This is a genomic window from Silvania confinis, from assembly GCF_025564085.1.
GTDB classification, from domain to species: Bacteria; Pseudomonadota; Gammaproteobacteria; order Enterobacterales; family Enterobacteriaceae; genus Enterobacter; species Enterobacter confinis.
Window position 1 is genome coordinate 341,699 of sequence record NZ_JAMGZJ010000077.1, and the last position, 23,818, is coordinate 365,516.

Consider the following 23,818-nt stretch of genomic DNA (forward strand, 5'->3'; position numbering starts at 1 on the left):
ACAAAACCCGCATCGTAGGCCGGGTAAGGCGCAGCCGCCACCCGGCACACAAACTGCACTATCCCCCTAATCAGACAATTCCAGACAGTCTTCCATATTTCCTCCATTTTTCTGCTCCCCTGCCTGACTAAACTAGTATCATTTCCCGCATTGATTCAGGAAGAGTACGTATAACGATGAAAGGCCGACAAAAATCCCGCTGGGCAATCGCCGCTGGCATCATTGTGGTGGTCGTTGCCGCCGCCTGGTACTGGCATCAACACACCTCGGCCCCGGCCGGTGCTACCAGCCAGCCGTCGCGCGCTGCGGGCGGTGGACGCCACGGGATGCGTGGCGCTGCGCTGGCACCGGTGCAGGCCGCGACGGCGGTCAGCAAGTCCGTGCCGCGCTATCTCTCCGGCCTTGGCACCATTACTGCCGCCAATACCGCCACCGTCCGCAGCCGCGTCGACGGTCAACTGCTGGCCCTGCACTTCCAGGAAGGACAGCAGGTGAAAGCCGGCGATTTGCTGGCCGAAGTCGACCCCAGCCAGTTCAAAGTGGCGCTGGCCCAGGCCCAGGGACAACTGGCGAAAGATAACGCTACCCTTGCCAATGCCCGCCGCGATCTGGCGCGCTACCAGCAGCTGGTGAAGACCAACCTCGTCTCCCGCCAGGAGCTTGACGCCCAGCAGGCGCTGGTCAGTGAAAGCCTCGGTACGATTAAAGCCGACCAGGCCGCCGTCGCCAGCGCCCAGCTGCAGCTGGACTGGAGCCGCATCACCGCCCCCATCGACGGGCGCGTGGGCTTAAAACAGGTGGATATCGGCAATCAAATCTCCAGCGGCGATACCACCGGGATCGTGGTGATCACCCAGACTCATCCTATCGACCTGATCTTCACCCTGCCGGAAAGCGATATCGCCACCGTGATGCAGGCGCAGAAAGCGGGCCAGTCGCTGACGGTAGAAGCCTGGGATCGGGCCAACAAGCAGAAGCTGAGCGACGGCACCCTGCTGAGCCTCGACAACCAGATCGACACCACCACCGGCACCATCAAGCTGAAAGCGCGCTTTAGCAATCAGGATGACGCCCTGTTCCCCAACCAGTTTGTTAACGCCCGCATGCTGGTCGCCACCGAAGAGAACGCGGTGGTGATCCCTACCGCCGCGCTGCAGATGGGTAACGAAGGTAACTTCGTCTGGGTACTGAACAGCGAAAACAAGGTCAGTAAGCATCTGGTGAAACCGGGCATTCAGGACAGCCTGACCGTGGTGATCGCCGCCGGGCTGTCAGCGGGCGATCGCGTGGTCACCGACGGCATCGACCGTCTGACCGAAGGCGCGACCGTCGAAGTGGTGGACGCCCACAGCGCCACCCCGGCCCAACCGGCTAAGCGTGAACATAAAACCCAGGGAGCACACTCCTGATGCAGGTGTTACCACCCAGCTCCACGGGCGGGCCGTCACGCCTGTTTATCCTGCGTCCGGTTGCCACCACCTTGATGATGGTCGCGATCCTGCTGGCGGGGATCATCGGCTACCGCTTCCTGCCGGTCTCTGCCCTGCCTGAAGTAGATTACCCCACCATCCAGGTGGTGACGCTCTACCCTGGCGCCAGCCCGGATGTGGTGACCTCGGCCATTACCGCCCCGCTGGAACGTCAGTTCGGCCAGATGTCGGGCTTGAAACAGATGTCCTCGCAAAGCTCCGGCGGTGCCTCGGTGGTGACGCTGCAGTTCCAGCTGACCCTGCCGCTGGACGTGGCCGAGCAGGAGGTACAGGCCGCGATTAATGCCGCCACTAACCTGCTGCCGTCTGACCTGCCCAACCCGCCGGTGTACAGCAAAGTTAACCCGGCGGATCCGCCGATCATGACCCTCGCCGTCACCTCATCCGCCATGCCGATGACCCAGGTCGAAGACATGGTCGAAACCCGCGTCGCGCAGAAGATCTCTCAGGTCTCCGGCGTCGGGCTGGTAACACTCTCCGGCGGCCAGCGCCCGGCGGTGCGCGTTAAGCTGAACGCCCAGGCGATTGCCGCCCTGGGGCTGACCAGCGAAACCATCCGCACCGCTATCAGCAGCGCCAACGTCAACTCGGCGAAAGGCTCGCTCGATGGCCCGACTCGCGCAGTCACCCTCTCCGCCAACGACCAGATGCAGTCTGCCGACGAGTATCGCCAGCTGATTGTCGCTTACCAGAACGGGGCGGCGATCCGATTGGGCGATGTGGCAACCGTGGAACAAGGGGCTGAAAACAGCTGGCTCGGGGCATGGGCGAACCAGCAGCAGGCGATTGTGATGAACGTCCAGCGCCAGCCAGGGGCCAATATTATTGATACCGCCGACAGCATTCGCACCATGCTTCCTGCACTGATTGATAGCCTGCCGAAGTCGGTCAGCGTTAAGGTGCTGTCGGACCGCACCACCAACATTCGCGCCTCGGTCAACGATACCCAGTTTGAGTTGATGCTGGCGATGGCGCTGGTGGTGATGATCATCTACCTGTTTCTGCGTAACGTACCGGCGACCCTTATTCCCGCCGTGGCGGTGCCGCTGTCGCTGGTGGGCACCTTTGCGGTGATGGTGTTTCTCGATTTTTCGATCAACAACCTGACGCTGATGGCCCTGACCATCGCCACCGGCTTTGTGGTGGATGATGCCATCGTGGTCATCGAGAACATCTCGCGCTATATCGAGAAGGGTGAAAAGCCGCTGGCGGCGGCGCTGAAAGGCGCGGGCGAAATCGGCTTTACCATTATCTCGCTGACCTTCTCGCTGATTGCGGTGCTGATCCCGCTGCTGTTTATGGGGGATATCGTCGGGCGTCTGTTCCGCGAGTTTGCGGTCACGCTGGCGGTGGCGATCCTGATCTCCGCCGTGGTGTCGCTGACGCTCACCCCGATGATGTGCGCCCGCATGCTCAGCGCCGAATCCCTGCGCAAGCAGAACCGTTTCTCCCGCGCCTCGGAGCGGATGTTCGAGCGCATTATTGCTGCCTATGGCCGGATGCTGACCAAAGTGCTTAACCATCCGTGGGCGACCCTCGGCGTGGCGCTGGGCACCCTGGCCCTGAGCGTGCTGCTGTGGGTGATGATCCCGAAAGGCTTCTTCCCAATCCAGGATAACGGCATTATTCAGGGCACATTGCAGGCACCGCAGTCGGTGTCGTTTGCCAGCATGGCCCAGCGCCAGCAGCAGGTGGCGCAGGTGCTGATGAAAGATCCGGCGGTCGAAAGCCTGACCTCGTTTGTCGGCGTTGACGGCACGAATCCGTCGCTGAACAGCGCCCGTCTGCAAATTAACCTCAAACCGCTGAGCGATCGTGACGACCGGGTGAACACGGTGATCGACCGTCTGCAAAGCGCCGTGGACCGGATCCCGGGCGTGGAACTGTATCTGCAGCCGACCCAGGATCTGACCATCGATACCACCGTGAGCCGGACGCAGTACCAGTTCACCCTGCAGGCCACCAGCCTCGACGCCCTCAGCACCTGGGTACCGCAGCTGGTGACGCGTCTGCAGCAGTTGCCGCAGCTTTCGGACGTCAGCAGCGACTGGCAGGACAAAGGGCTGGCGGCGTACATTAACGTCGATCGCGACAGCGCCAGCCGGCTGGGCATTACCATGGCCGATGTCGATAACGCCCTGTACAACGCCTTCGGGCAGCGGCTGATCTCCACTATCTATACCCAGGCCAACCAGTATCGGGTGGTGCTGGAGCACGATACCCGGCAGACACCGGGCCTGGCGGGGCTCGACTCGGTGCGCATGACCAGCAGCAGCGGCGGCATTGTGCCATTGAGCGCGATTGCAAAAGTGGAAGAGCGCTATACGCCGCTGGCGATTAACCATCTGGATCAGTTCCCGTCCACCACCATCTCGTTTAACGTCCCGGACGACTATTCGCTGGGCGAGGCGGTCGAAGCCATTCTCGCCGCCGAGAAAGAACTGAGCTTCCCGTCCGACATCCAGACCCAGTTCCAGGGCAGCACCCTCGCCTTCCAGGCGGCGCTCGGCAATACCATCTGGCTGATTGTCGCGGCGGTTGTGGCGATGTATATCGTCCTCGGCGTGCTGTACGAGAGCTTTATCCACCCGATCACCATTCTCTCGACCCTGCCCACTGCGGGCGTCGGGGCGCTGCTGGCGCTGATGCTGGCGGGCAGCGAGCTGGATGTGATTGCCATCATCGGCATCATCCTGCTGATCGGGATCGTCAAGAAAAACGCCATCATGATGATCGACTTTGCCCTCGCCGCCGAGCGCGAACAGGGAATGGCACCGCGTGAGGCCATCTACCAGGCCTGCCTGCTGCGTTTTCGTCCGATCCTGATGACGACTTTGGCGGCGCTGTTAGGCGCATTGCCACTCATGCTCAGTACCGGCGTCGGTGCAGAGCTGCGGCGTCCGTTGGGGATTGGCATGGTCGGCGGTCTGCTGGTCAGCCAGGTGCTGACGCTGTTCACCACGCCGGTTATCTATCTGCTGTTTGATAGCCTGGCGCTGAAGATCAAGGCGCGTTTCCCGACGCGTGAAGAGGAGGCATAAGTGAGGTTTTTCGCCCTCTTCATTCACCGCCCGGTGGCGACGATTTTGCTCTCGCTGGCTATTACCCTGTGCGGCGTGCTGGGCTTTCGTTTACTGCCGGTTGCCCCGCTGCCGCAGGTGGATTTCCCGGTGATCATGGTCAGCGCTTCGCTGCCGGGTGCCTCGCCAGAGACGATGGCGTCGTCGGTTGCCACCCCGCTGGAGCGCTCGCTCGGGCGCATTGCCGGGGTCAACGAAATGACCTCCAGCAGCTCGCTGGGCAGCACGCGCATCATTCTGGAATTTAACTTTAACCGCGATATCAACGGCGCGGCGCGCGACGTGCAGGCGGCGATCAACGCCGCCCAAAGCCTGCTGCCAAGCGGGATGCCGAGCCGCCCGACCTACCGGAAAGCTAACCCGTCCGATTCGCCGATCATGATCCTGACCCTGACCTCGGATACATACTCCCAGGGTCAGCTGTACGATTTTGCCTCCACCCAGCTGGCGCAAACCATCGCCCAGATCGACGGCGTGGGCGATGTCGACGTCGGCGGCAGCTCTTTGCCTGCGGTGCGCGTGGGGCTGAACCCGCAGGCGCTGTTTAACCAGGGCGTCTCGCTCGACGACGTGCGCAGCGCCATCAGCAACGCCAACGTGCGCCGACCGCAGGGGGCGGTCGAGGACGGTTCGCGCCGCTGGCAGCTCCAGACCAACGATGAGCTAAAAACCGCCGCCGAATATCAGCCGCTGATCATTCATTACAACAACGGCGCGGCGGTGCGCTTAAGCGACGTGGCGAGCGTCACCGACTCGGTGCAGGACGTACGCAACGCCGGGATGACCAACGCCAAACCGGCCATTCTACTGATGATCCGCAAGCTGCCGGAAGCCAATATTATTCAGACGGTGAACAGCATCCGCGCGCGACTGCCGGAGCTGCAGGAGACCATTCCGGCGGCTATCGACCTGCAGATTGCCCAGGACCGCTCCCCGACCATCCGCGCCTCGCTGGAGGAAGTCGAGCAAACGCTGATTATCTCGGTGGCGCTGGTGATTCTGGTGGTGTTCCTGTTCCTGCGATCCGGTCGCGCGACGCTGATCCCCGCCGTGGCGGTGCCGGTGTCGCTGATTGGCACTTTCGCCGCCATGTACCTGTGCGGCTTTAGCCTCAACAACCTGTCGCTGATGGCCCTGACCATCGCCACCGGCTTTGTGGTGGATGACGCCATCGTGGTGCTGGAGAACATCTCCCGCCACCTTGAGGCGGGCATGAAGCCGCTGCAGGCGGCGTTACAGGGCACCCGCGAAGTGGGCTTTACGGTGCTGTCGATGAGCCTGTCGCTGGTGGCGGTATTCCTGCCGCTGCTGCTGATGGACGGCCTGCCGGGGCGTCTGCTGCGTGAGTTTGCGGTCACGCTGTCGGTGGCGATCGGCATTTCGCTGGTGGTGTCGCTGACCCTGACCCCGATGATGTGCGGCTGGATGCTTAAGCGCAGCCCGCCCCATTCTCAGCCGCGTAAACAGGGCTTTGGCCGGATGCTGATCGCCCTGCAGGAAGGCTACGGCAAATCACTAAAATGGGTGCTGAATCATACCCGGGTCGTCGGGCTGGTACTGATTGGCACCATCGCACTCAACGTCTGGATGTACATCACCATCCCGAAAACCTTCTTCCCGGAGCAGGACACCGGGGTGCTGATGGGCGGTATTCAGGCCGACCAGAGCATCTCGTTCCAGGCGATGCGCGGCAAGCTGCAGGATTTCATGAAGATCATCCGTGAAGATCAGGCCGTGGATAACGTCACCGGCTTTACCGGCGGATCGCGGGTGAACAGCGGGATGATGTTCATCACCCTCAAACCGCGCGACGTGCGTAACGAAAGTGCCCAGCAGGTGATCGACCGCCTGCGCGTCAAACTGGCAAAAGAGCCGGGGGCGAATATGTTCCTGGTGGCGGTGCAGGATATTCGCGTCGGCGGGCGTCAGTCTAACGCCAGCTATCAGTACACCCTGCTGTCGGACGATCTCGCCGCGCTGCGCGAGTGGGAACCCAAAATCCGCAAAGCGCTGGCGGCACTGCCGGAGCTGGCGGACGTTAACTCCGACCAGCAGGACAACGGTGCCGAGATGGCATTGACCTACGACCGCGAAACCATGTCGCGGCTGGGGATCAACGTTGAGGCCGCCAACAGCCTGCTGAACAACGCCTTTGGCCAGCGGCAAATCTCGACCATCTATCAGCCGATGAATCAGTACAAGGTGGTGATGGAGGTCGATCCGCGCTATACCCAGGATATCAGCGCGCTGGATAAGATGTTTGTGATCAATAACGAGGGTAAGGCGATTCCGCTCGCCTATTTCGCCAGTTGGCGGCCGTCTAATGCGCCGCTGTCGGTCAACCACCAGGGACTGTCGGCGGCGTCGACCGTGTCGTTCAACCTGCCGACCGGCTCGTCGCTCTCTGAGGCCAGCGAGGCGATCACCCGCACCATGACCCAGCTTGGGGTGCCGTCCACGGTGCGCGGCAGTTTTGCCGGAACTGCGCAGGTCTTCCAGCAGACCATGAACTCGCAGGTCATTTTGATTCTGGCGGCGATCGCCACGGTCTATATCGTGCTCGGCATCCTGTATGAAAGCTATGTCCACCCGCTGACCATCCTCTCGACGCTGCCTTCGGCGGGCGTCGGGGCGCTGCTGGCGCTGGAGCTGTTTGGCGCGCCGTTCAGCCTGATTGCGCTGATCGGCATTATGCTGCTGATCGGCATCGTCAAGAAGAACGCCATCATGATGGTCGACTTTGCGCTGGAGGCGCAGCGCAACGGTAATATGACCCCACAGGAAGCCATCTTCCAGGCCTGCCTGCTGCGTTTTCGTCCGATCATGATGACCACCCTGGCGGCGCTGTTTGGCGCGCTGCCGCTGGTGATTTCCGCAGGCGACGGCGCAGAACTGCGCCAGCCGCTGGGGATCACCATTGTGGGTGGGCTGGTGATGAGCCAGCTGCTGACGCTGTACACTACGCCGGTGGTCTATCTGTTCTTTGACCGCCTGCGGGTGCGTTTTTCATCTAAAAACAAAGAGACGGTAAGGGGATAAATGACTGACCTTCCGCGCAACGTTCGCTGGCAGCTATGGATAGTCGCCTTTGGCTTTTTTATGCAGGCGCTGGATACCACCATCGTCAACACGGCCCTCCCCTCGATGGCCAAAAGCCTGGGCGAGAGCCCGCTGCATATGCATATGGTGATTGTCGCCTACGTGCTGACGGTGGCAGTGATGCTGCCCGCCAGCGGCTGGCTGGCGGACAAGGTCGGGGTGCGTAATATCTTCTTTACCGCCATTGTGCTGTTTACCGCCGGCTCGCTGTTTTGTGCCCAGGCTGACACCCTCAATGAGCTGATCATGGCCCGGGTACTGCAGGGCGTCGGCGGGGCGATGATGGTACCGGTGGGCAGGCTGACGGTGATGAAGATCGTGCCGCGCGCGCAGTACATGGCAGCCATGACCTTTGTCACCCTGCCCGGACAGGTCGGGCCGCTGCTCGGCCCGGCGCTCGGCGGAATGTTAGTGGAGTACGCCTCCTGGCACTGGATCTTCCTGATCAACCTGCCGGTGGGCATTATCGGGGCAATTGCCACCTTAATGCTGATGCCGAACTACACCATGCAAACCCGCCGCTTCGATCTGGTGGGCTTTTTCCTGCTGGCGGCGGGGATGGCGACGCTGACCCTCGCGCTCGATGGCCAGAAAGGGCTTGGGATCTCCACCCTGTCGCTGGCCGGACTGGTGGCGATTGGGGCGATCTCGATTCTGTGGTATCTGTGGCATGCCAGAGACAACGACCGCGCCCTGTTCAGCCTGACGCTGTTTCGCAATCCCACCTACCGGCTCGGGCTGCTCGGCAGCTTTGCCGGGCGCATCGGCAGCGGCATGCTGCCGTTTATGACTCCGGTGTTTCTGCAGATTGGACTCGGCTTTTCGCCGTTCCATGCCGGGCTGATGATGATCCCGATGGTGCTGGGTAGCATGGGGATGAAGCGCATCGTGGTGCAGGTGGTGAACTACTTCGGATATCGCCGGGTGCTGGTGGCCTCCACGCTGGGGCTGGCGCTGGTCAGCCTGCTGTTTATGGGCGTCGCCCTGCTGGGCTGGTACTACGTCCTGCCGCTGGTGCTGTTCTTCCAGGGAATAATCAACTCTATCCGCTTCTCGTCGATGAATACCCTGACGCTGAAAGATCTGCCCGATGAACTGGCGAGCAGCGGCAACAGCCTGCTGTCGATGGTTATGCAGCTCTCAATGAGTATCGGCGTGACCGTCGCCGGGCTGCTGCTGGGGATGTACGGCCAGCAGCATCTGGCGGCTGACAGCCCGGTGGTCCATCAGGTGTTCCTGTACACCTACCTGAGCATGGCGCTGATTATCGCCCTGCCCGCTGCCGTCTTCGCCCGGGTTCCCGATGACACCAGCAAGAATGACGTCATCCGTCGGCGCAAAAGGAGTGAACCATGAAATTATGGCGTCCCGGCATTACCGGCAAGCTGTTTCTGGCGATATTCACCACTTGTATTGTCCTGCTGGTCACCATGCACTGGGCGGTAAGAGTCAGCTTTGAGCGCGGCTTTATCGACTACATTAAGCACGGCAACGAGCAGCGGCTGCAGGGGCTGAGCGACGCGCTGGCCGAGCAGTATGCCCTGCACGGCAACTGGCGCTTTTTACGCAACAATGATCGCTTTGTCTTCCAGATCCTGCGCTCGCTGGAGCACGACACCGACGACGATCGCCCCGGCGCGGGCATGCCGCCGCACGGCTGGCGCACCCAGTTCTGGGTTGTCGATCAGCAGAAGCGCGTGCTGGTTGGCCCGCGCGCGCCGGTACCGAAAGACGGCTCAAAGCGGGCAATCCAGGTGAACGGCGAGGCGGTCGGCTGGGTGATTGCCTCGCCGGTCGAGCGGCTGACGCGCAATACCGATATCAACTTTGACCGCCAGCAGCGCCAGACCAGCTGGCTGATTGTCGCCCTCTCCACCCTGCTGGCGGCGCTGGCCACCTTCCCGGTGGCGCGCGGTCTGCTGGCCCCGGTGAAACGGCTGGTGGACGGCACCCACCAGCTGGCGGCGGGCAACTTTTCCACCCGGGTAGATACCCGCAGCCAGGACGAACTGGGCAAACTGGCGCAGGACTTTAATCAGCTCGCCAGCACGCTGGAAAAGAACCAGCAGATGCGCCGGGATTTTATGGCGGATATCTCTCACGAGCTGCGCACCCCGCTCGCGGTGCTGCGCGGCGAGCTGGAGGCGATCCAGGACGGGGTACGCAAGTTCACCCCGGAATCGGTCACCTCTTTGCAGGCCGAGGTCGGCACCCTGACCAAGCTGGTCAACGATCTGCACCAGCTGTCGATGTCCGACGAAGGAGCCCTGGCGTATCAAAAAGCGCCGGTCGACGTGATTAATATTCTGGAAGTGGCCAGCGGTGCCTTCCGCGATCGCTTTGCCAGCCGGGATTTGCGCATTGAGCTGTCGCTGCCGGAGAACGCCGTGGTGTTTGGCGATCGCGACCGGCTAATGCAGCTGTTCAACAATCTGCTGGAAAACTGCCTGCGCTATACCGATCCGGGCGGCGCGCTGCGCATCTCCGGCATCTGTGAAGATCAGCGTTTTGCGCTCACCTTCGCCGACACCGCGCCGGGCGTGACCGATGAACAGTTAACAAAGTTATTTGAGCGCTTTTACCGCACCGAAGGTTCCCGTAACCGCGCCAGCGGCGGCTCCGGGCTGGGGCTGGCGATTTGTGTCAACATTGTCGAAGCTCACGGCGGAACCCTCCGTGCCGCCCATTCGCCTTTTGGTGGGGTTAGCATTACAGTAGAGCTACCGCTGGAACGCGATTTATCGAGAGAAGCATGACTGAGTTACCGATTGACGAAAACACCCCCCGGATCCTGATCGTCGAAGACGAACCGAAGCTGGGACAGCTCCTGATCGACTATCTGCGTGCGGCAAGTTATGCCCCTTCGCTTATCAGCCACGGCGATAAAGTGCTGGCGTATGTGCGCCAGACGCCGCCGGATCTGATCCTGTTGGATCTGATGCTGCCCGGCACCGACGGCCTGACCCTGTGCCGCGAGATCCGCCGCTTCTCGGAAGTGCCGATTGTGATGGTGACGGCCAAAATCGAAGAGATCGACCGCCTGCTGGGGCTGGAGATCGGCGCTGACGACTACATCTGCAAACCGTACAGTCCGCGCGAAGTGGTGGCCCGGGTGAAGACCATTTTGCGCCGCTGCAAGCCAAGGCGTGAACTGCAAGAAATGGATGCCGAAAGCCCACTGATCATTGACGAAGGGCGCTTCCAGGCGAGCTGGCGCGGCAAGATGCTGGATTTAACGCCTGCGGAATTTCGTCTGCTGAAAACCCTGTCGCACGAGCCGGGAAAAGTGTTCTCCCGCGAGCAGCTGTTGAACCAGCTTTACGACGACTACCGGGTGGTGACCGACCGCACTATCGACAGCCACATTAAAAACCTGCGCCGCAAGCTGGAAGCGCTCGACGCCGAACAGTCGTTTATTCGCGCGGTGTACGGGGTGGGGTATCGCTGGGAAGCGGATGCGTGCCGGATGGGTCAGTGAGGTAACACAATCAGGCGGCGTTTGCCGCCCCGTATGCCCTGATGGCATAACCCTGCTTTTGCCAGTGCTCCAGCTGCTGGCGCTGTTCCGCCGAAATCGCATGCCCCGCCCAGACCAGAATTTGCTGCCCGGGGAAGAACTCCGGGTGCGGTAATTCAAGCGGTTCGGCAAAGACATCAATTCGCCAGCCGCGCTGCGATAAACGCCACGCCTCCAGCCACAGGCCTGTACGATCCTCAATTCCCCAACCAATCAGCAACGCATCCCTGCCCGCTTTAACGCGCGAGGCCGTCAGGCTCGACACCGCATGCTCAATCAGAATGCCGTCCAGCAGGCTGCGCATGGCGCGCGCGGTATCGCGATCGAGACTCAGGGTATTCCTCAGGGGCTCAAAGACGTTGTCGATCAGGATATCCACGGGATGGTGCGCACTAAAGGCCGCAATTTTAGCGCGCAGTTTCGCCGGGCTCACCTGGCGCAACGTCGCGATCAACTCTTCCTGCAGCGCAGACCAGTCTCCCGGCTCAGGCGCTTTTCCCTGGTCAAGCAGGGCTTTAACCTTACCGACCGGGACGCCGCGTTCGATCCAGCGTTTGATCTCCTGAATCCGCAGCAGGTCTTCGTCGTCAAACTGACGGTGCCCCCCTTCGCTGCGCTGTGGCTTAAGCAGGCCATACCGGCGCTGCCATGCACGCAACGTGACGGGGTTTATGCCACATCGTTCTGCTACATCGCCAATACTGTAATAGGCCATCGATTCTCCCTGCTAATCGATATATTTTGTGTCCAAAGTAACGAATCTCACCAGGCTGTACAACCTGTAATAGTGTACAACAATTTTGTATCACTACCCGGTGAGACTTAGTCTTAAATATCCTCCGTCCGCTCAGGCCACGCGATTGCGGGGATCCCGGCCAGTTGCGGGCGGGCAAACAGATGCCCCTGAAACTGCGAAACCCCGGCGGATTCGAGCCACATCCACTCTTCCGCTTTCTCAATGCCGACCGCAGAGATCAGTATTTCCAGCGTTGTACAACATTTGATAATAGCCAGCACGATGGCCTGACGCGGGCCACTTTTATGGATATCGCGGATCAGGTCACGGTTAATCTTAATTCGGTCCGGCTGAAACTGCGCCAGCAGCAGCAGTCCGCCAAAACCGCCGCCGAAGTGGTCGATAGCCACCCCAATCCCGGCCGCTTTTAACTCGCGCACGCTGCAGGTGAAATCATCGAGACGGGAGATGACTTCATTTTCAGTAAACTCCACCACGATCTGCTCGGGCACCAGTCCGTGAGCGGCAATTTCCTCCAGCAGGTAGCTGACCGCATTGGGCACTTTGACCAACGTCATCGGCAGCAGGTTCACCGACAGGCTCTGCCCGGCCAGCCCCAGGGCGCTGGCCATCGCAAAGGCCACGCTTTTGCTTTTGAGATCGGCTTCGTAAATCTCATCGCCCTGCAGCCCGTCAAACCAGCGCTGGGCCGGCTCCCCGCTCGGGGTGCGGATCAACGCTTCCAGCGTGACCCGCTCACGGGCCAGTGGGTCGATAATCGGCTGGAAGGCGAAGCTGCAGGTCTCACTGTAGCGCCCTGGCAACGTCCGCACGCTGGTGCTATCGGGGATAAACTCCCAGTAGTCTGCCGGCGGGATTTCGAAGTAGTTCTCGATTTCACTCTCTGCTACGAAGGTTCTGAAAAACTGCAGCGCCCGGTCGTTATAGATAAGCTGGAACCGGGTGGTCCCTTTATCCATCACCGTTTGCAGCACTTCGTGCCGATCGTACGTACGTAAATCAAACAGCTCCATGCCGCTCTTACCGAAGCGCCGTGAAGGTGAGTAGTCGCACATCAGCTCAACCACGTTGTGGTGACGCTCATCTTCGCAAATCGTCTGATAGATGGCCCTCACGTTCTCATCGGGTCCCTCAAGCAGCTGAAAAAACAGCTTGCCGTTGAACAGTAAAATGCCGCTGACGCCGGCTTTGCTGTTCTTCTCATTAGCTGCAACAACCATGTCTTCCAGCACGGTAACCGGTACGTAGTCACGAAAGTGACTACGGTAAATAATGGTAGTGAGCATAGGATTTCCAATAGAGGAAGTGAATGAAAAGCCACATTATCAAATGGTTGGATATATCGCTCTTTATCCCTTTGGGCGGGATTTTGTGCGGTGTTATTTAACATCGTAACGGCTGAAAACCGTACAGAATGTACAATATTTCCTGTCTTTACCGTATCAAATAACAACATTAACTTATTGAATATAATTCAATAGCACTTAATGATCAAAATTAAACTGTCAACCTGTACAGCCAGTGTGTACAGTATTTATAAATTTACAACGCGTTAACACATTAACAAAAACGCAGATTCCCAGGAGTGACATATGCGCGAGAACGGGTTCGCACCGAATACAGCCAATGCCATAACTCAGTATTTTACGAAAGCTAACCAGCCTACTCAGCAGGAGATGCTGGGCCAGATCGTGGTGGAGATCCTGCGGGAGGGAAAAATCCTCAACCGAAAGTCGCTCTGCACCAAACTGCTTTCCCGCATGGATCTGGCGTCGGATAAGGAAGAGGAGAGCCGCTACCAAACGCTGATTGGCCTGCTGTTTGAACGTTAAGAGAAGTCCATCTACAGCCGCTAATTACCTTGCTTTTCGTCAGTTTTTTCTTGTGCGCAGTTTTCTTATACTGCTGCTAAAACTGACATCATGCCGCGTTTCCCCTTGCAGGAAAATGTGGCAACAGAGACGTAGTTATGAATCGAAGTGAACATGAAAGACTGACTGACGAACTTATCGGCGAAGCGACTCTTTCTTTGCTCCAGGAGCATGGCCCGATCAGCATCAAGGCGTTGCTGGAAAGGCTAAGCGCTATGCTGGCGGCAGAGGGAGACGGAGAAAGACGCAGCGTACTGGCACAAATTATTCTGGAAATTTCCAGTGACAGTAACGGTGCGCCTTCGCGCAACGCCGAAAGTGAGCAGCAAGCATGGGACAAGGACGGCCTGAACAGCAGTAATGTGTATCCACTGTTTGGCACAAGCCAGCAATCACGCAGCAGTAAAAAACACTGACTGCAATTATTCAGCCATCAACTAAATCGGTGTGATCCTATGAGCCAGGCTATGCTCCAGAACAATGATTTTTATCAACCACTGCCTAACCCTGTGCTGTCCAACTATTTTCGTAACGCTGCAGGGTTACTGGCTGATGAATCAGCGCTGTATCATTCCGTTGTTGCCGCTATTGCCGATGCGAATGAGCCACTGACCAATAAAGCCATCATCCTGCGCCTCATTCATGAAATTGAGGCCACCCGCGACGTTGTCAGAGCCGATATTATCCGTAAGACGCTGGAAATTATTGTCGATCACACCCTGGACGACCTTTGAATGCCCTTCATAGTATTAAACGCTGACGGCACTGTCCTGCCGTCGGCGTTTCGTTAACAGCTAATGGTTTACCTCCCTGCCCCACAGCGCTACAATGCCCGCCCTTAAAGTATGGGATCTCCTCCCGGCGCACACTCTGGTGTCGCGCATCTGACCTGTCATCAGAACGAGAACAAACATGTTTAAACCAGAACTCCTTTCCCCGGCGGGAACGCTGCAGAATATGCGTTACGCTTTCGCCTATGGTGCCGATGCCGTGTATGCGGGCCAACCGCGCTACTCCCTGCGCGTGCGTAACAACGAATTCAACCACGAAAACCTGCAGCTCGGCATCAATGAAGCCCACGCGCTGGGGAAAAAATTCTACGTGGTCGTTAACATTGCGCCGCACAACGCCAAGCTCAAAACCTTTATCCGCGACCTGAAACCGGTGGTCGAAATGGGGCCGGATGCGCTGATTATGTCCGACCCGGGTTTGATCATGCTGGTGCGGGAAAACTTCCCGGAGATGGATGTTCACCTCTCCGTGCAGGCGAATGCGGTTAACTGGGCGACGGTGAAGTTCTGGAAGCAGATGGGCCTGACCCGCGTGATCCTGTCCCGTGAGCTGTCGCTGGAAGAGATCGAAGAGATCCGCACCCAGGTGCCGGAAATGGAGCTGGAGATTTTTGTTCACGGTGCGCTGTGCATGGCCTATTCCGGCCGCTGCCTGCTGTCCGGCTACATTAACAAACGCGATCCCAACCAGGGCACCTGCACCAACGCCTGCCGCTGGGAATACAAAGTTCAGGAAGGGAAAGAGGACGATGTGGGCAACATCGTCCATAAGCACGAGCCGATCCCGGTGAAAACCGTCGAGCCAACGCTGGGCGAAGGGGCCCCGACCGACAGCGTGTTTATGATTGAAGAAGCCAAACGGCCTGGCGAGTACATGACCGCATTCGAAGATGAGCACGGCACCTACATCATGAACTCCAAGGATCTGCGCGCCATCGCCCACGTTGAGCGCCTGACCCAGATGGGCGTGCACTCGCTGAAGATCGAAGGCCGTACCAAATCCTATTACTACTGCGCGCGTACCGCTCAGGTGTATCGCAAAGCGATCGACGATGCCGCAGCAGGCAAACCTTTTGACGAAAACCTGCTCACCACGCTGGAAGGGCTGGCCCATCGCGGTTATACCGAGGGCTTCCTGCGTCGTCACACCCACGACGATTACCAGAACTACGAATACGGCCACTCGATTTCCGAGCGTCAGCAGTTTGTCGGTGACTTCACCGGCGAGCGTAAAGGCGACCTCGCGGAAGTGGCGGTAAAAAACAAGTTCCTCGTCGGCAATAGCCTGGAGCTGATGACCCCACAGGGCAATATCAACTTTACGCTGGAACATATGCAGAACGGCAAAGGTGAAGCGGTGTCGGTTGCACCGGGAGACGGTCATAAAGTGTGGCTGCCGGTTCCGGCAGATATCGCGCTGGACTATGCGCTGCTGATGCGTAATTTCGACGGCGAAAATACCCGCAACCCGCACGCTAAATAATTGCCGGGGGTATTTTTTCAGGCATGAGATAATTCTTAGAATCCGATCACATACCGCTGCGTTCAATACGGTTATTATTGATAACGCTGAAAAACATAACCCATAAATGCTAGTTGTACCAGGAACCACCTCCTTAGCCTGAGTAATCTCCCTTACTCAGGCTAATTTTTTTTTTGCCTTTCATCTTCTTCCTGGCTTCCTTTTCCCGCTCTGCTCTACACTTCTTCTTAATTGAAAAGGAGTAATGTGAATGGCGAAATATCCGGCAAGTTTATTAATTCTCAACGGTAAAAGCGCCGGTGACGATCTGCTCCGTCAGGCCGTCTCTTTGTTGCGCGAGGAAGGCGTGGCCATTCACGTGCGGGTGACCTGGGAAAAAGGCGACGCGGCGCGCTATATCGATGAAGCTCACGCCCTGGGGGTTGAGACGGTGATTGCGGGCGGCGGCGATGGCACCATTAACGAGGTGGCCACCGCGCTGATCGCCCTGCCCGACGCGCAGCGTCCGGCGCTGGGCATTCTGCCGCTCGGCACCGCCAACGATTTTGCCACCAGCGCCGGGATCCCCGAAGCCCTGGATAAAGCGCTCCAGCTGGCAATTGTCGGCAAAGCGACGGCGATCGACATTGCCCGGGTCAACGACAAAACCTGTTTTATAAATATGGCGACCGGCGGGTTCGGTACGCGGATCACCAGCGAAACCCCGGAAAAACTCAAAGCCGCGCTCGGGGGCGTTTCGTATCTGATCCACGGCCTGGTGCGCCTGGATACCCTGAAACCGGATCAGTGCGAAATCACCGGGGAAGACTTTCACTGGCAGGGCAATGCGCTGGTGATTGGCATCGGCAATGGCCGTCAGGCGGGAGGCGGACAACAGCTGTGCCCGGATGCGCTGATCAACGACGGTCAGTTGCAGGTGAGGATTATTACCGGCGATGAGCTGCTACCTGCCCTGCTGACCACGTTGACCAAACCGGAAGAGAGCCCGCACATTGTTGACGGTCAGTCAGCGTGGTTTGACATCACGGCCCCGCACGGGATGACCTTCAACCTTGATGGCGAGCCGTTGAGCGGGGAACATTTCCGCATTGCACTATTGCCAGGGGCGATCCAGTGCCGGTTGCCGCCGGATTGTCCTTTGCTCCGCTAGGGTTGCCGGGTGGCGAGGTAAAAGCAAAACGGTAACCTGAAGGTTACCGTTTTTTGTGTTTGCGCCCTCTCCCTGTGGGAGAGGGTTGGGGAGAGGGCGTCAGGCCGCACTTAAACCCACTAATACACCGCCACCTCGCGCGCCATCTCGCGTGAATACTGCTGGCTGGCAGTCACTAACATCCGCGTATAGTCGGTTTTGGCATTCCCGGCCACCAGCTCATCGACGCTCAGCGTTTCGAGGATCTTGCCATATTGCATCACTGCTACCTTCTGGCACAGGTGGGCAATCACCCCCAGATCGTGGGTCACCATCAGATAGGTCAGTTTCGACTCGCGCTGCAGCTCCGCCAGCAGGTTTAAGATCTCCGCCTGTACCGACACGTCGAGCGCCGAGGTCGGTTCATCGAGCAGCAGCACCTGCGGCTCCAGAATCAACGCCCGAGCGATCGCCACACGCTGGCGCTGCCCGCCGGAAAGCTGATGCGGATAGCGGTCGCGAAAGGCGCGGTTCAGGCCCACTTTATCCAGCAGGGCATGAATGCGCCGATCCCGGTCGTTGATTCCATGAATCTGCAGTGGTTCTTCCAGAATATCGCCGATGGTGTGGCGCGGATGCAGTGAACCGTACGGATCCTGAAACACCATCTGCACCAGTCGGCAGCGCTGGGGGCTAATGCGCCGTTCCAGCGCCTGCCCATTTATCGCCAGCGCCCCGTCCCAGTGGGTGAACAATCCGGCCAGGCACTTCAGCACCGTGGTCTTGCCAGAACCCGACTCCCCCACCAGACCGTAAATCTCGCCCGGCTGGACGTTAATATTGACGTCATACAGCACCTGGCTGCGCTTCTCGCCTTCGCCGAAGGCCAGATTCAGGTTTTTTACCTCGATCATCTTCGCTCCTTATTCGGTCAGCCAGCTGGCCTGGCGCTGCAGTACCGGCAGCACCGGACGGCGGTGGTTCATTTCCGGCAGGGCATTGATCAGCCCCTGCGTGTAGGGATGTTTCGCATTGTGCAGATCGCAGGCGGCAATCGATTCCACCACCCGCCCGGCGTACATCACCAGCACCCGGTCGCAGAAGCTGCGCACCAGATTGATATCGTGACTGATAAAGATTAAGCCCAGCCCGCGCGACTTAACCAAGTCATCCAGCAGTCCCAGCACCTGCAGGCGCACCGAGACGTCCAGCGCCGAGGTGGGTTCATCGGCAATCACCAGCTCCGGGTCGGTTATTAACATCATGGCGATCATGATGCGTTGCCCCTGCCCGCCGGAAATCTCGTGCGAATAAAGCTGATACACGCGTGCCGGCTCGCGAATGCGCACCACGTCCAGCATCTCCAGCACTTTGGCTTTGGCCTCGGCTTTGCGTCCCGGATGGTGGGTTAGCCAGGCTTCGGCAATCTGATCTCCGACGCACACCACCGGATTAAGTGAGTATTTCGGGTCCTGCATGATCATCGAGATGCGCTTGCCGCGAATGCCGCGCATCTGCGCCTCGCTGACGGTACGTAAATCGACATCGCCAAACTGCATCCGCGTGGCGGTGATCTGCGCCTTGGCCGGATGCAGGCGCAGCAGCGCCCGTCCGACGGTGGATTTACCGGAACCCGATTCACCGACAATCGCCAGCTTTTCGCGTCCGAGCTGGAAGGAGACGCCGCGCACTGCGTTGGTGACCGCGCGTCCGTTGATAAAGTCGACGTGCAGATCGCGCACGTCGAGCAGCGGCTCATTAGTTGCTGCGAGGATCGAGGATGTCACGTAGGCCATCTCCTAAGAAGTTGAACGCCAGGCTGTTAATCAGGATTGCCAGCCCCGGAATAGTCACCACCCACCAGCACTCCATCATGTAGGTACGACCGCTGGAGATCATCGCCCCCCACTCCGGCTCTGGCGGCTGTGCGCCAAGACCGAGGAAGCCGAGCCCGGCGGCGGTCAGGATGATCCCGGCCATGTTCATGGTGATACGGATAATCACCGACGGCAGGCACAGCGGGACAACGTGACGCCACAGGACGCGCACCGGGGAGGCCCCTTGCAAACGCACGGCAGAGATAAAATCCGCCTGGCGTAACGAGAGGGTTTCGGCACGCGCCAGACGGGCAATCGGCGGCCAGGCGGTGATGGTAATCGCAATCACCACGTGCTCCAGCCCTGGACCGAGGGCGGCGACAAACGCCAGCGCCAGCACCAGGCTCGGGAAGGAGATAAAGATGTCGGTTACGCGCATCAGCACCGCGTCGACCTTACCACCAAAGTATCCGGCGGTGACGCCAAGCAGAAGCCCCAGCGGGCCAACGGTGACCGACACCAGCAGCACGATATACAGCGTGATGCGCGAGCCGTACACCAGGCGACTGAAAATATCCCGGCCAAACTCATCGGTACCGAACCAGTGCTGGGCGTTCGGTGCCACCAGCGCATTATTCAGATCCTGCACCAGCGGGTTATACGGGGCGATCCACGGCGCGAAGGCGGCAACAATCAACAGCAGCAGGATGATGCCGCCGCCAATCGCCGTCAGCGGATTACGCGCCATCTGTCCGACAAACCCCGCCGCACGGCGGGCGGTACGCGCCAGGCGCTGGCGTCCTTCGCTGCGTCCAGCCTGCAGCGGTGTATCCAGAGAAACGGTCATGATTTCGTCCTCGGGTCAAAGAGTTGATACAGCATGTCGGAGAGCAGGTTGAGCATCACGAAGATCGTCCCCACCAGCAGCACGCAGCCCATTACCGCATTCATGTCGCCCAGCAGCAGGCTGCCGGTCAGATACGAGCCAAACCCAGGCCAGGAGAAGACGGTTTCAATCAGTACCGCCCCTTCCAGCAGCGAGCCGTAGGCCAGCGCCACGACCGTCAGCAGTTGCACCAGGATGTTACGAAACGCGTGGTTCCAGATTACCTGACGCTCGGTTAAGCCTTTTACCCGGGCGGTGATGATGAATTCCTGCGACAGCTGGGCCAGCATAAAGCTGCGGGTCATACGGCTGATGTACGCCAGCGAGTGGAAACCGAGCAGCGATGCCGGCAGCACCAGGTGGTTAACCGCATTCCAGAACACCGCGCTGTTACCTGCCAGTAAGGCATCGACGGTCATCAGTCCGGTACGGCGCGGCACCACGCCTTCGAGGCCCAAATCCAGCCGTCCGGCGCCGCCTACCCAGCCGAGCCAGGCGTAGAACAGCAGCAACCCCATCATCCCCACCCAGAAGATCGGCGTGGAGTAACCGGCCAGGCTGATGATGCGCACCACGTAATCGGAAATGCTGTTACGACGCGCCGCAGCCAGTACTCCCAGCGGGATCCCCAGCCCGGCACCCACGATAATCGCCATCGTCGCCAGCTCCAGCGTCGCCGGGAAGACGCGCAGGATGTCATCCAGTACCGGTTTGCCGGTCAGCAGCGCGTTGCCTAAATCGCCGTGCAGCAGGTTGTTAAAGTAAATGCCAAACTGAGTCAGCAGCGACTGATCAAAGCCCAGTTGGTGATACACCTGCTGATAGGTGCTGTGGTCAGCATCCGGGCCGACAATCGCCAGTACCGGATCCACCGGCATGACGCGGCCGATGAAAAAGGTCAGTACCAGCAGGCCGAACAGCGTCACCAGCACCTGGGTTAACCGTTTTGAGAAACGCCGGGTGCGGGAGCCAGGCGAAAGGATCGCAATACTCATTTTTCACCTCCGGTTTTATACACTTCCCGCAGGAAGGTGGTGGCGGACGGATGCGACTGGAAGTTTTTCACCTCATTACGCACCACCACCGAATCGACCATCTGCGACAGCGGGATCAGCGCCGGGATCAGCTGGTCATAACGCACCTGAATCTGCTGATAATCGACAATCTGCTGCTTCGGGTCGCGCTCGAGCAGCGCTTTGTCGATCATCTCGTTCAGCGGTTTGTCGTAAAAACTGGTACGCCAGCCCTGGAAGTTGGTCAGGCGGGCTTCGTCGCTGTTATCCGGGTTGTAGACCAGCGCGCGCAGGCTGGAGTGTGGATGCGGCTCAACGCCGCTGCCGCCGCGCCCGACCAGCATGTCGAACTTACGTTCGCGCATTGCGCCGTAAATCTGGTTGCCGGTGCCGGTGATGATTTTGGCGTTAATCCCCGCCTGCATCAGGGTGGACTGCACCGCAATGGCAATATTAAGGAATGGCTGATCCGCCAGCACCCGCAGGGTAGTGTCGAAACCATCTGGATAGCCCGCTTCGGCCAGCAGTTTTTTGGCGCGAGGAATATCCAACGCGTAGCCTGGATCCGGCAGCGTTGACGGCATCCCGGCCTTGATTGGGCGCTGGTGCAGCACGCCGTAGCCCGGCATCAGCGCTTTGTTGATGCCCTGATAGTCAATCAGGTAGCGCACCGCTTCGCGCACTTTCGGGTTGGCGAAGTGATCTTCTTTCATGCTCATCGCCACGTAGTAGACCGTGCCCTTCTGCACGGCTTCCACGGTCAGCTGCGGATCCTTACGCAGGGCATTGATGTCGGCTACCGCCATATTGCTGGCAATATCCAGATCGCCCTTCTCCACCATCAGGCGCAGGGTTTGCGATTCCTGGAAGTGGCGCAACACCACCCGGTTCATCTTCGGCTCTTCGCGCCAGTAACTCGGGTTGCGCTGCATGCGTAGCACGTCTTTCGCCTGCCAGGTTTCCAGCATAAACGGCCCGGAACCGGCTTCGTTGGTGGTCAGCCAGCGGTTGCCCCAGTCGTTATTGACCTCGTGGCTCTGCACCGTTTTGCGATCCAGTACGCCGAGGTTGCCCAGCGCGCCAAGGGAGTAGATCACCAGCTGCGGGTCGTTGGCCTTCGGCAGGGTAAGCTGCACGGTGTAGTCATCAACGGCTTTGACCTGCTGATCGATGTTCTTCTTGCTAAAACCGTAGGATTTCCACACCGAAGCCTGAGCCAGGTTGAGATGCAGCAGGCGGCGCATCGACCACACCACGTCCTCGGCGGTGAGCGGGTTGCCGGAGTGGAAGGTCACGTTGTCGCGCAGGTGGAAGGTCAGGGTTTTGCCATCCGGGGCAATATCCCAGGACTTCGCCAGCGCCGGTTTGACGTTGGTGAGGGTATTAGGATCCAGCTCCACCAGCGAATCGTAGAGATTGACCACAATGCCGACCACTTCGTTACCGGTCATCGCGGCCGGATCGAGGGTCAGCAGGTTGTTCATGTTCATGCCGATGATGAGCTGATCGGACGGCGTTTTTGCGTTCGCCGCCCCGCTCCCCATCATCAGCGAGAGCGCGAGTAAACACGCCCCGGCTAAGGGAGATCGTTTCATGTATATATCGCCTGTAGGGTACGTTTTTATTTGTCAGTCGTGGCTGACGGTATTGGCTTCGATATATGCAAAATTAATGTCTTCGCCCAATCCTGGGCGATCCGGCAGGGTGACAATGCCGTTCTCGTCCATCGGGTCGACGATGCTGTGGAGATACGCGGCCGGGACATCGTAGTCGAGGAACGGGTGCAGCAGGCCACGCTCGTACCAGCGACAGTTCTTGATGGCACCAATCACCGCCAGGCTTGCCGCGCCGTTGCCGTGCACTTCGCAGTCCATGCCGAATGCTTCGGCGAGATTTGCCACCTTCAGGGTTGGTGAAATGCCGCCGACGCCGTTGGAACCGGCACGCAGAATGTCGCAGGCCCCGGCTTTGATCCAGTCGGCACGGCTGTGATGTTTACCGCCGAGGCTTTCTGGCCCAATGATCGGAATCGACAGGTTTTCGGCAAGCCAGGCGTATGAGGACATGCTCTCCTCTTCCATGGGTTCTTCGAACCACGCGAAGTTGAGCTTTTCCAGCTCCTTACCGATGTACAGCGCTTCGGTGCGGCTGTACCAGTGGTAGCCGTCGATCATCAGGTCGATATCCGGACCGACCGCCTCACGCACTGCGGCACAGGCTTTGACATCCATCTTTGGGTTAGGGGCAAACGAGACCGGCGGCATCCAGGTGTGCAGCTTGATCGCTTTATAGCCGCGCGCGACCAGGGTTTCAGCAAAGCTGGCGTATTCGTCCGGGGTTGAGAGGCCGCCCGGCAGGTCATCCCCGCACATGGTGCTGCCGTAAGCCGGGACTTTATCGCGATAGCCGCCGAGCAGTTTCCACACCGGCACGTTGAGCTTGCGGCCAATCAGATCCCACAGCGCCTGCTCGACAAATCCCAGCGCGCGCTCGGTCAGCTGATGGGCGCTACCGCGCTGCCAGTGCGCCAGCTCCTGCCAGATTTTCTCGCGGTTGAACGCATCCTGGCCGATCATCACTTTACGAAAGAAGGTATTGACTACAAAAGGGCGCACCACTTCCGGCGGTGCAAATGAATACCCTTTGGTGCCATCGTCTGCGGTAATGGTCAGCATCGCCATTTTAGCCAGACTTTCCGGCCCCGGATGAGAGTGCCCGGCAGTGTCGGAAACCCGACGCGTGGGATACTGAAAGACGGTGACATTTACAGATTCGATTTTCATTATCAGTCCTTAAAACAACGTTGGTTCTGCGCGGCTTCGCAATATGAAAAGCTGTTTCGAAACTAACTTTAAGCGCAAATTTCATCCACAGCCTTAGACAAA

Annotated in this window: 19 protein-coding genes; 11 read left to right on the top strand and 8 right to left on the bottom strand. The window is 59.2% G+C overall.

The features are described from left to right. Positions 1 to 176 precede the first annotated feature (176 nt). From M8013_RS15715 to baeR, 6 genes are read left to right on the top strand one after another with little or no spacing between them, the layout of a single operon-like run. Positions 177 to 1,409 carry an MdtA/MuxA family multidrug efflux RND transporter periplasmic adaptor subunit gene (locus M8013_RS15715; RefSeq protein ID WP_271268726.1) on the top strand — a complete coding sequence of 411 codons (1,233 nt, stop codon included), beginning with the start codon at positions 177 to 179 and terminating at the stop codon, positions 1,407 to 1,409. Next, a complete protein-coding gene (locus tag M8013_RS15720; protein ID WP_271268727.1) occupies positions 1,409 to 4,531 on the top strand; it encodes an MdtB/MuxB family multidrug efflux RND transporter permease subunit in 3,123 nt (1,040 codons plus the stop codon). Before M8013_RS15715 ends, M8013_RS15720 begins: the two co-directional genes overlap by 1 nt. Further along, positions 4,532 to 7,609, top strand: coding sequence for a multidrug efflux RND transporter permease subunit MdtC (gene mdtC, locus M8013_RS15725; RefSeq protein WP_271268728.1), 3,078 nt, complete (start codon positions 4,532 to 4,534; stop codon positions 7,607 to 7,609). Beyond that, the gene (gene mdtD / locus M8013_RS15730) at positions 7,610 to 9,025 is read left to right on the top strand and encodes an MFS transporter (protein WP_271268729.1); all 1,416 of its coding nucleotides are present in this window, start codon (positions 7,610 to 7,612) and stop codon (positions 9,023 to 9,025) included. It abuts the gene before it with no gap. Then, positions 9,022 to 10,425, top strand: coding sequence for an envelope stress sensor histidine kinase BaeS (gene baeS, locus M8013_RS15735; protein ID WP_271268730.1), 1,404 nt, complete (start codon positions 9,022 to 9,024; stop codon positions 10,423 to 10,425). Before mdtD ends, baeS begins: the two co-directional genes overlap by 4 nt. Then, complete coding sequence (baeR, locus tag M8013_RS15740; protein WP_271268731.1) at positions 10,422 to 11,147, top strand: envelope stress response regulator BaeR; 726 nt, start codon at positions 10,422 to 10,424, stop codon at positions 11,145 to 11,147. The genes baeS and baeR overlap by 4 nt, the downstream gene beginning before the upstream one ends. 10 nt (positions 11,148 to 11,157) lie before the next feature. On the opposite strand, the gene M8013_RS15745 is transcribed toward baeR, so the two are convergent. After that, positions 11,158 to 11,901, bottom strand: coding sequence for a MerR family transcriptional regulator (locus tag M8013_RS15745; protein WP_271268732.1), 744 nt, complete (start codon positions 11,899 to 11,901; stop codon positions 11,158 to 11,160). A 113-nt stretch (positions 11,902 to 12,014) separates the two neighbouring features. Continuing rightward, positions 12,015 to 13,229, bottom strand: a complete 1,215-nt coding sequence (locus tag M8013_RS15750; RefSeq protein WP_271268733.1) for a diguanylate phosphodiesterase — start codon at positions 13,227 to 13,229, stop codon at positions 12,015 to 12,017. A 306-nt stretch (positions 13,230 to 13,535) separates the two neighbouring features. Between M8013_RS15750 and ycgZ the strand changes: the two genes are divergently transcribed. The 5 genes from ycgZ to yegS all read left to right on the top strand — a co-directional run bounded on the left by ycgZ (position 13,536) and on the right by yegS (position 17,238). Further along, the gene (gene ycgZ, locus M8013_RS15755) at positions 13,536 to 13,775 is read left to right on the top strand and encodes a regulatory protein YcgZ (protein ID WP_271268734.1); all 240 of its coding nucleotides are present in this window, start codon (positions 13,536 to 13,538) and stop codon (positions 13,773 to 13,775) included. A 137-nt stretch (positions 13,776 to 13,912) separates the two neighbouring features. Continuing rightward, the gene (locus M8013_RS15760) at positions 13,913 to 14,230 is read left to right on the top strand and encodes a hypothetical protein (RefSeq protein WP_271268735.1); all 318 of its coding nucleotides are present in this window, start codon (positions 13,913 to 13,915) and stop codon (positions 14,228 to 14,230) included. A 39-nt stretch (positions 14,231 to 14,269) separates the two neighbouring features. Continuing rightward, on the top strand, positions 14,270 to 14,548 hold the full coding sequence (locus tag M8013_RS15765; protein WP_271268736.1) for a biofilm development regulator YmgB/AriR family protein: 279 nt from the start codon (positions 14,270 to 14,272) through the stop codon (positions 14,546 to 14,548). 178 nt (positions 14,549 to 14,726) lie between these two features. Next, a complete protein-coding gene (gene trhP / locus M8013_RS15770; RefSeq protein ID WP_271268737.1) occupies positions 14,727 to 16,088 on the top strand; it encodes a prephenate-dependent tRNA uridine(34) hydroxylase TrhP in 1,362 nt (453 codons plus the stop codon). Positions 16,089 to 16,338: 250 nt separating this feature from the next. Next, a complete protein-coding gene (yegS, locus tag M8013_RS15775; RefSeq protein ID WP_271268738.1) occupies positions 16,339 to 17,238 on the top strand; it encodes a lipid kinase YegS in 900 nt (299 codons plus the stop codon). 119 nt (positions 17,239 to 17,357) lie between these two features. Here the strand turns inward: yegS and M8013_RS15780 are convergent, their stop codons facing one another. From M8013_RS15780 to M8013_RS15805, 6 genes are read right to left on the bottom strand one after another with little or no spacing between them, the layout of a single operon-like run. Further along, positions 17,358 to 18,131 (bottom strand): ABC transporter ATP-binding protein, encoded by a 774-nt coding sequence (locus M8013_RS15780; RefSeq protein ID WP_271268739.1) that lies wholly within the window; start codon positions 18,129 to 18,131, stop codon positions 17,358 to 17,360. A gap of 9 nt (positions 18,132 to 18,140) precedes the next feature. Beyond that, positions 18,141 to 19,004: an ABC transporter ATP-binding protein gene (locus M8013_RS15785; RefSeq protein ID WP_271268740.1), complete on the bottom strand. Its 864-nt coding sequence runs from the start codon at positions 19,002 to 19,004 to the stop codon at positions 18,141 to 18,143. After that, entirely contained in the window at positions 18,976 to 19,881 is a 906-nt protein-coding gene (locus M8013_RS15790) for an ABC transporter permease (protein WP_271268741.1), read from the bottom strand. Before M8013_RS15790 ends, M8013_RS15785 begins: the two co-directional genes overlap by 29 nt. Continuing rightward, a complete protein-coding gene (locus tag M8013_RS15795) occupies positions 19,878 to 20,915 on the bottom strand; it encodes an ABC transporter permease (protein ID WP_271268742.1) in 1,038 nt (345 codons plus the stop codon). Before M8013_RS15795 ends, M8013_RS15790 begins: the two co-directional genes overlap by 4 nt. Beyond that, positions 20,912 to 22,528, bottom strand: a complete 1,617-nt coding sequence (locus M8013_RS15800) for an ABC transporter substrate-binding protein (protein WP_271268743.1) — start codon at positions 22,526 to 22,528, stop codon at positions 20,912 to 20,914. Before M8013_RS15800 ends, M8013_RS15795 begins: the two co-directional genes overlap by 4 nt. Positions 22,529 to 22,561: 33 nt before the next feature. Further along, positions 22,562 to 23,716 carry a mandelate racemase family protein gene (locus M8013_RS15805; RefSeq protein WP_271268744.1) on the bottom strand — a complete coding sequence of 385 codons (1,155 nt, stop codon included), beginning with the start codon at positions 23,714 to 23,716 and terminating at the stop codon, positions 22,562 to 22,564. Positions 23,717 to 23,818: the final 102 nt, after the last annotated feature.

Coding starts and splice junctions, on each gene's coding strand:
- M8013_RS15715 (WP_271268726.1), top strand. CDS start 177: ATGAAAGGCCGACAAAAATCCCGCTGGGCAATCGCCGCTGGCATCATT.
- M8013_RS15720 (WP_271268727.1), top strand. CDS start 1,409: ATGCAGGTGTTACCACCCAGCTCCACGGGCGGGCCGTCACGCCTGTTT.
- mdtD (WP_271268729.1), top strand. CDS start 7,610: ATGACTGACCTTCCGCGCAACGTTCGCTGGCAGCTATGGATAGTCGCC.
- baeS (WP_271268730.1), top strand. CDS start 9,022: ATGAAATTATGGCGTCCCGGCATTACCGGCAAGCTGTTTCTGGCGATA.
- baeR (WP_271268731.1), top strand. CDS start 10,422: ATGACTGAGTTACCGATTGACGAAAACACCCCCCGGATCCTGATCGTC.
- M8013_RS15745 (WP_271268732.1), bottom strand. CDS start 11,901: ATGGCCTATTACAGTATTGGCGATGTAGCAGAACGATGTGGCATAAAC.
- M8013_RS15750 (WP_271268733.1), bottom strand. CDS start 13,229: ATGCTCACTACCATTATTTACCGTAGTCACTTTCGTGACTACGTACCG.
- ycgZ (WP_271268734.1), top strand. CDS start 13,536: ATGCGCGAGAACGGGTTCGCACCGAATACAGCCAATGCCATAACTCAG.
- M8013_RS15760 (WP_271268735.1), top strand. CDS start 13,913: ATGAATCGAAGTGAACATGAAAGACTGACTGACGAACTTATCGGCGAA.
- M8013_RS15765 (WP_271268736.1), top strand. CDS start 14,270: ATGAGCCAGGCTATGCTCCAGAACAATGATTTTTATCAACCACTGCCT.
- trhP (WP_271268737.1), top strand. CDS start 14,727: ATGTTTAAACCAGAACTCCTTTCCCCGGCGGGAACGCTGCAGAATATG.
- yegS (WP_271268738.1), top strand. CDS start 16,339: ATGGCGAAATATCCGGCAAGTTTATTAATTCTCAACGGTAAAAGCGCC.
- M8013_RS15780 (WP_271268739.1), bottom strand. CDS start 18,131: ATGATCGAGGTAAAAAACCTGAATCTGGCCTTCGGCGAAGGCGAGAAG.
- M8013_RS15790 (WP_271268741.1), bottom strand. CDS start 19,881: ATGACCGTTTCTCTGGATACACCGCTGCAGGCTGGACGCAGCGAAGGA.
- M8013_RS15795 (WP_271268742.1), bottom strand. CDS start 20,915: ATGAGTATTGCGATCCTTTCGCCTGGCTCCCGCACCCGGCGTTTCTCA.
- M8013_RS15800 (WP_271268743.1), bottom strand. CDS start 22,528: ATGAAACGATCTCCCTTAGCCGGGGCGTGTTTACTCGCGCTCTCGCTG.
- M8013_RS15805 (WP_271268744.1), bottom strand. CDS start 23,716: ATGAAAATCGAATCTGTAAATGTCACCGTCTTTCAGTATCCCACGCGT.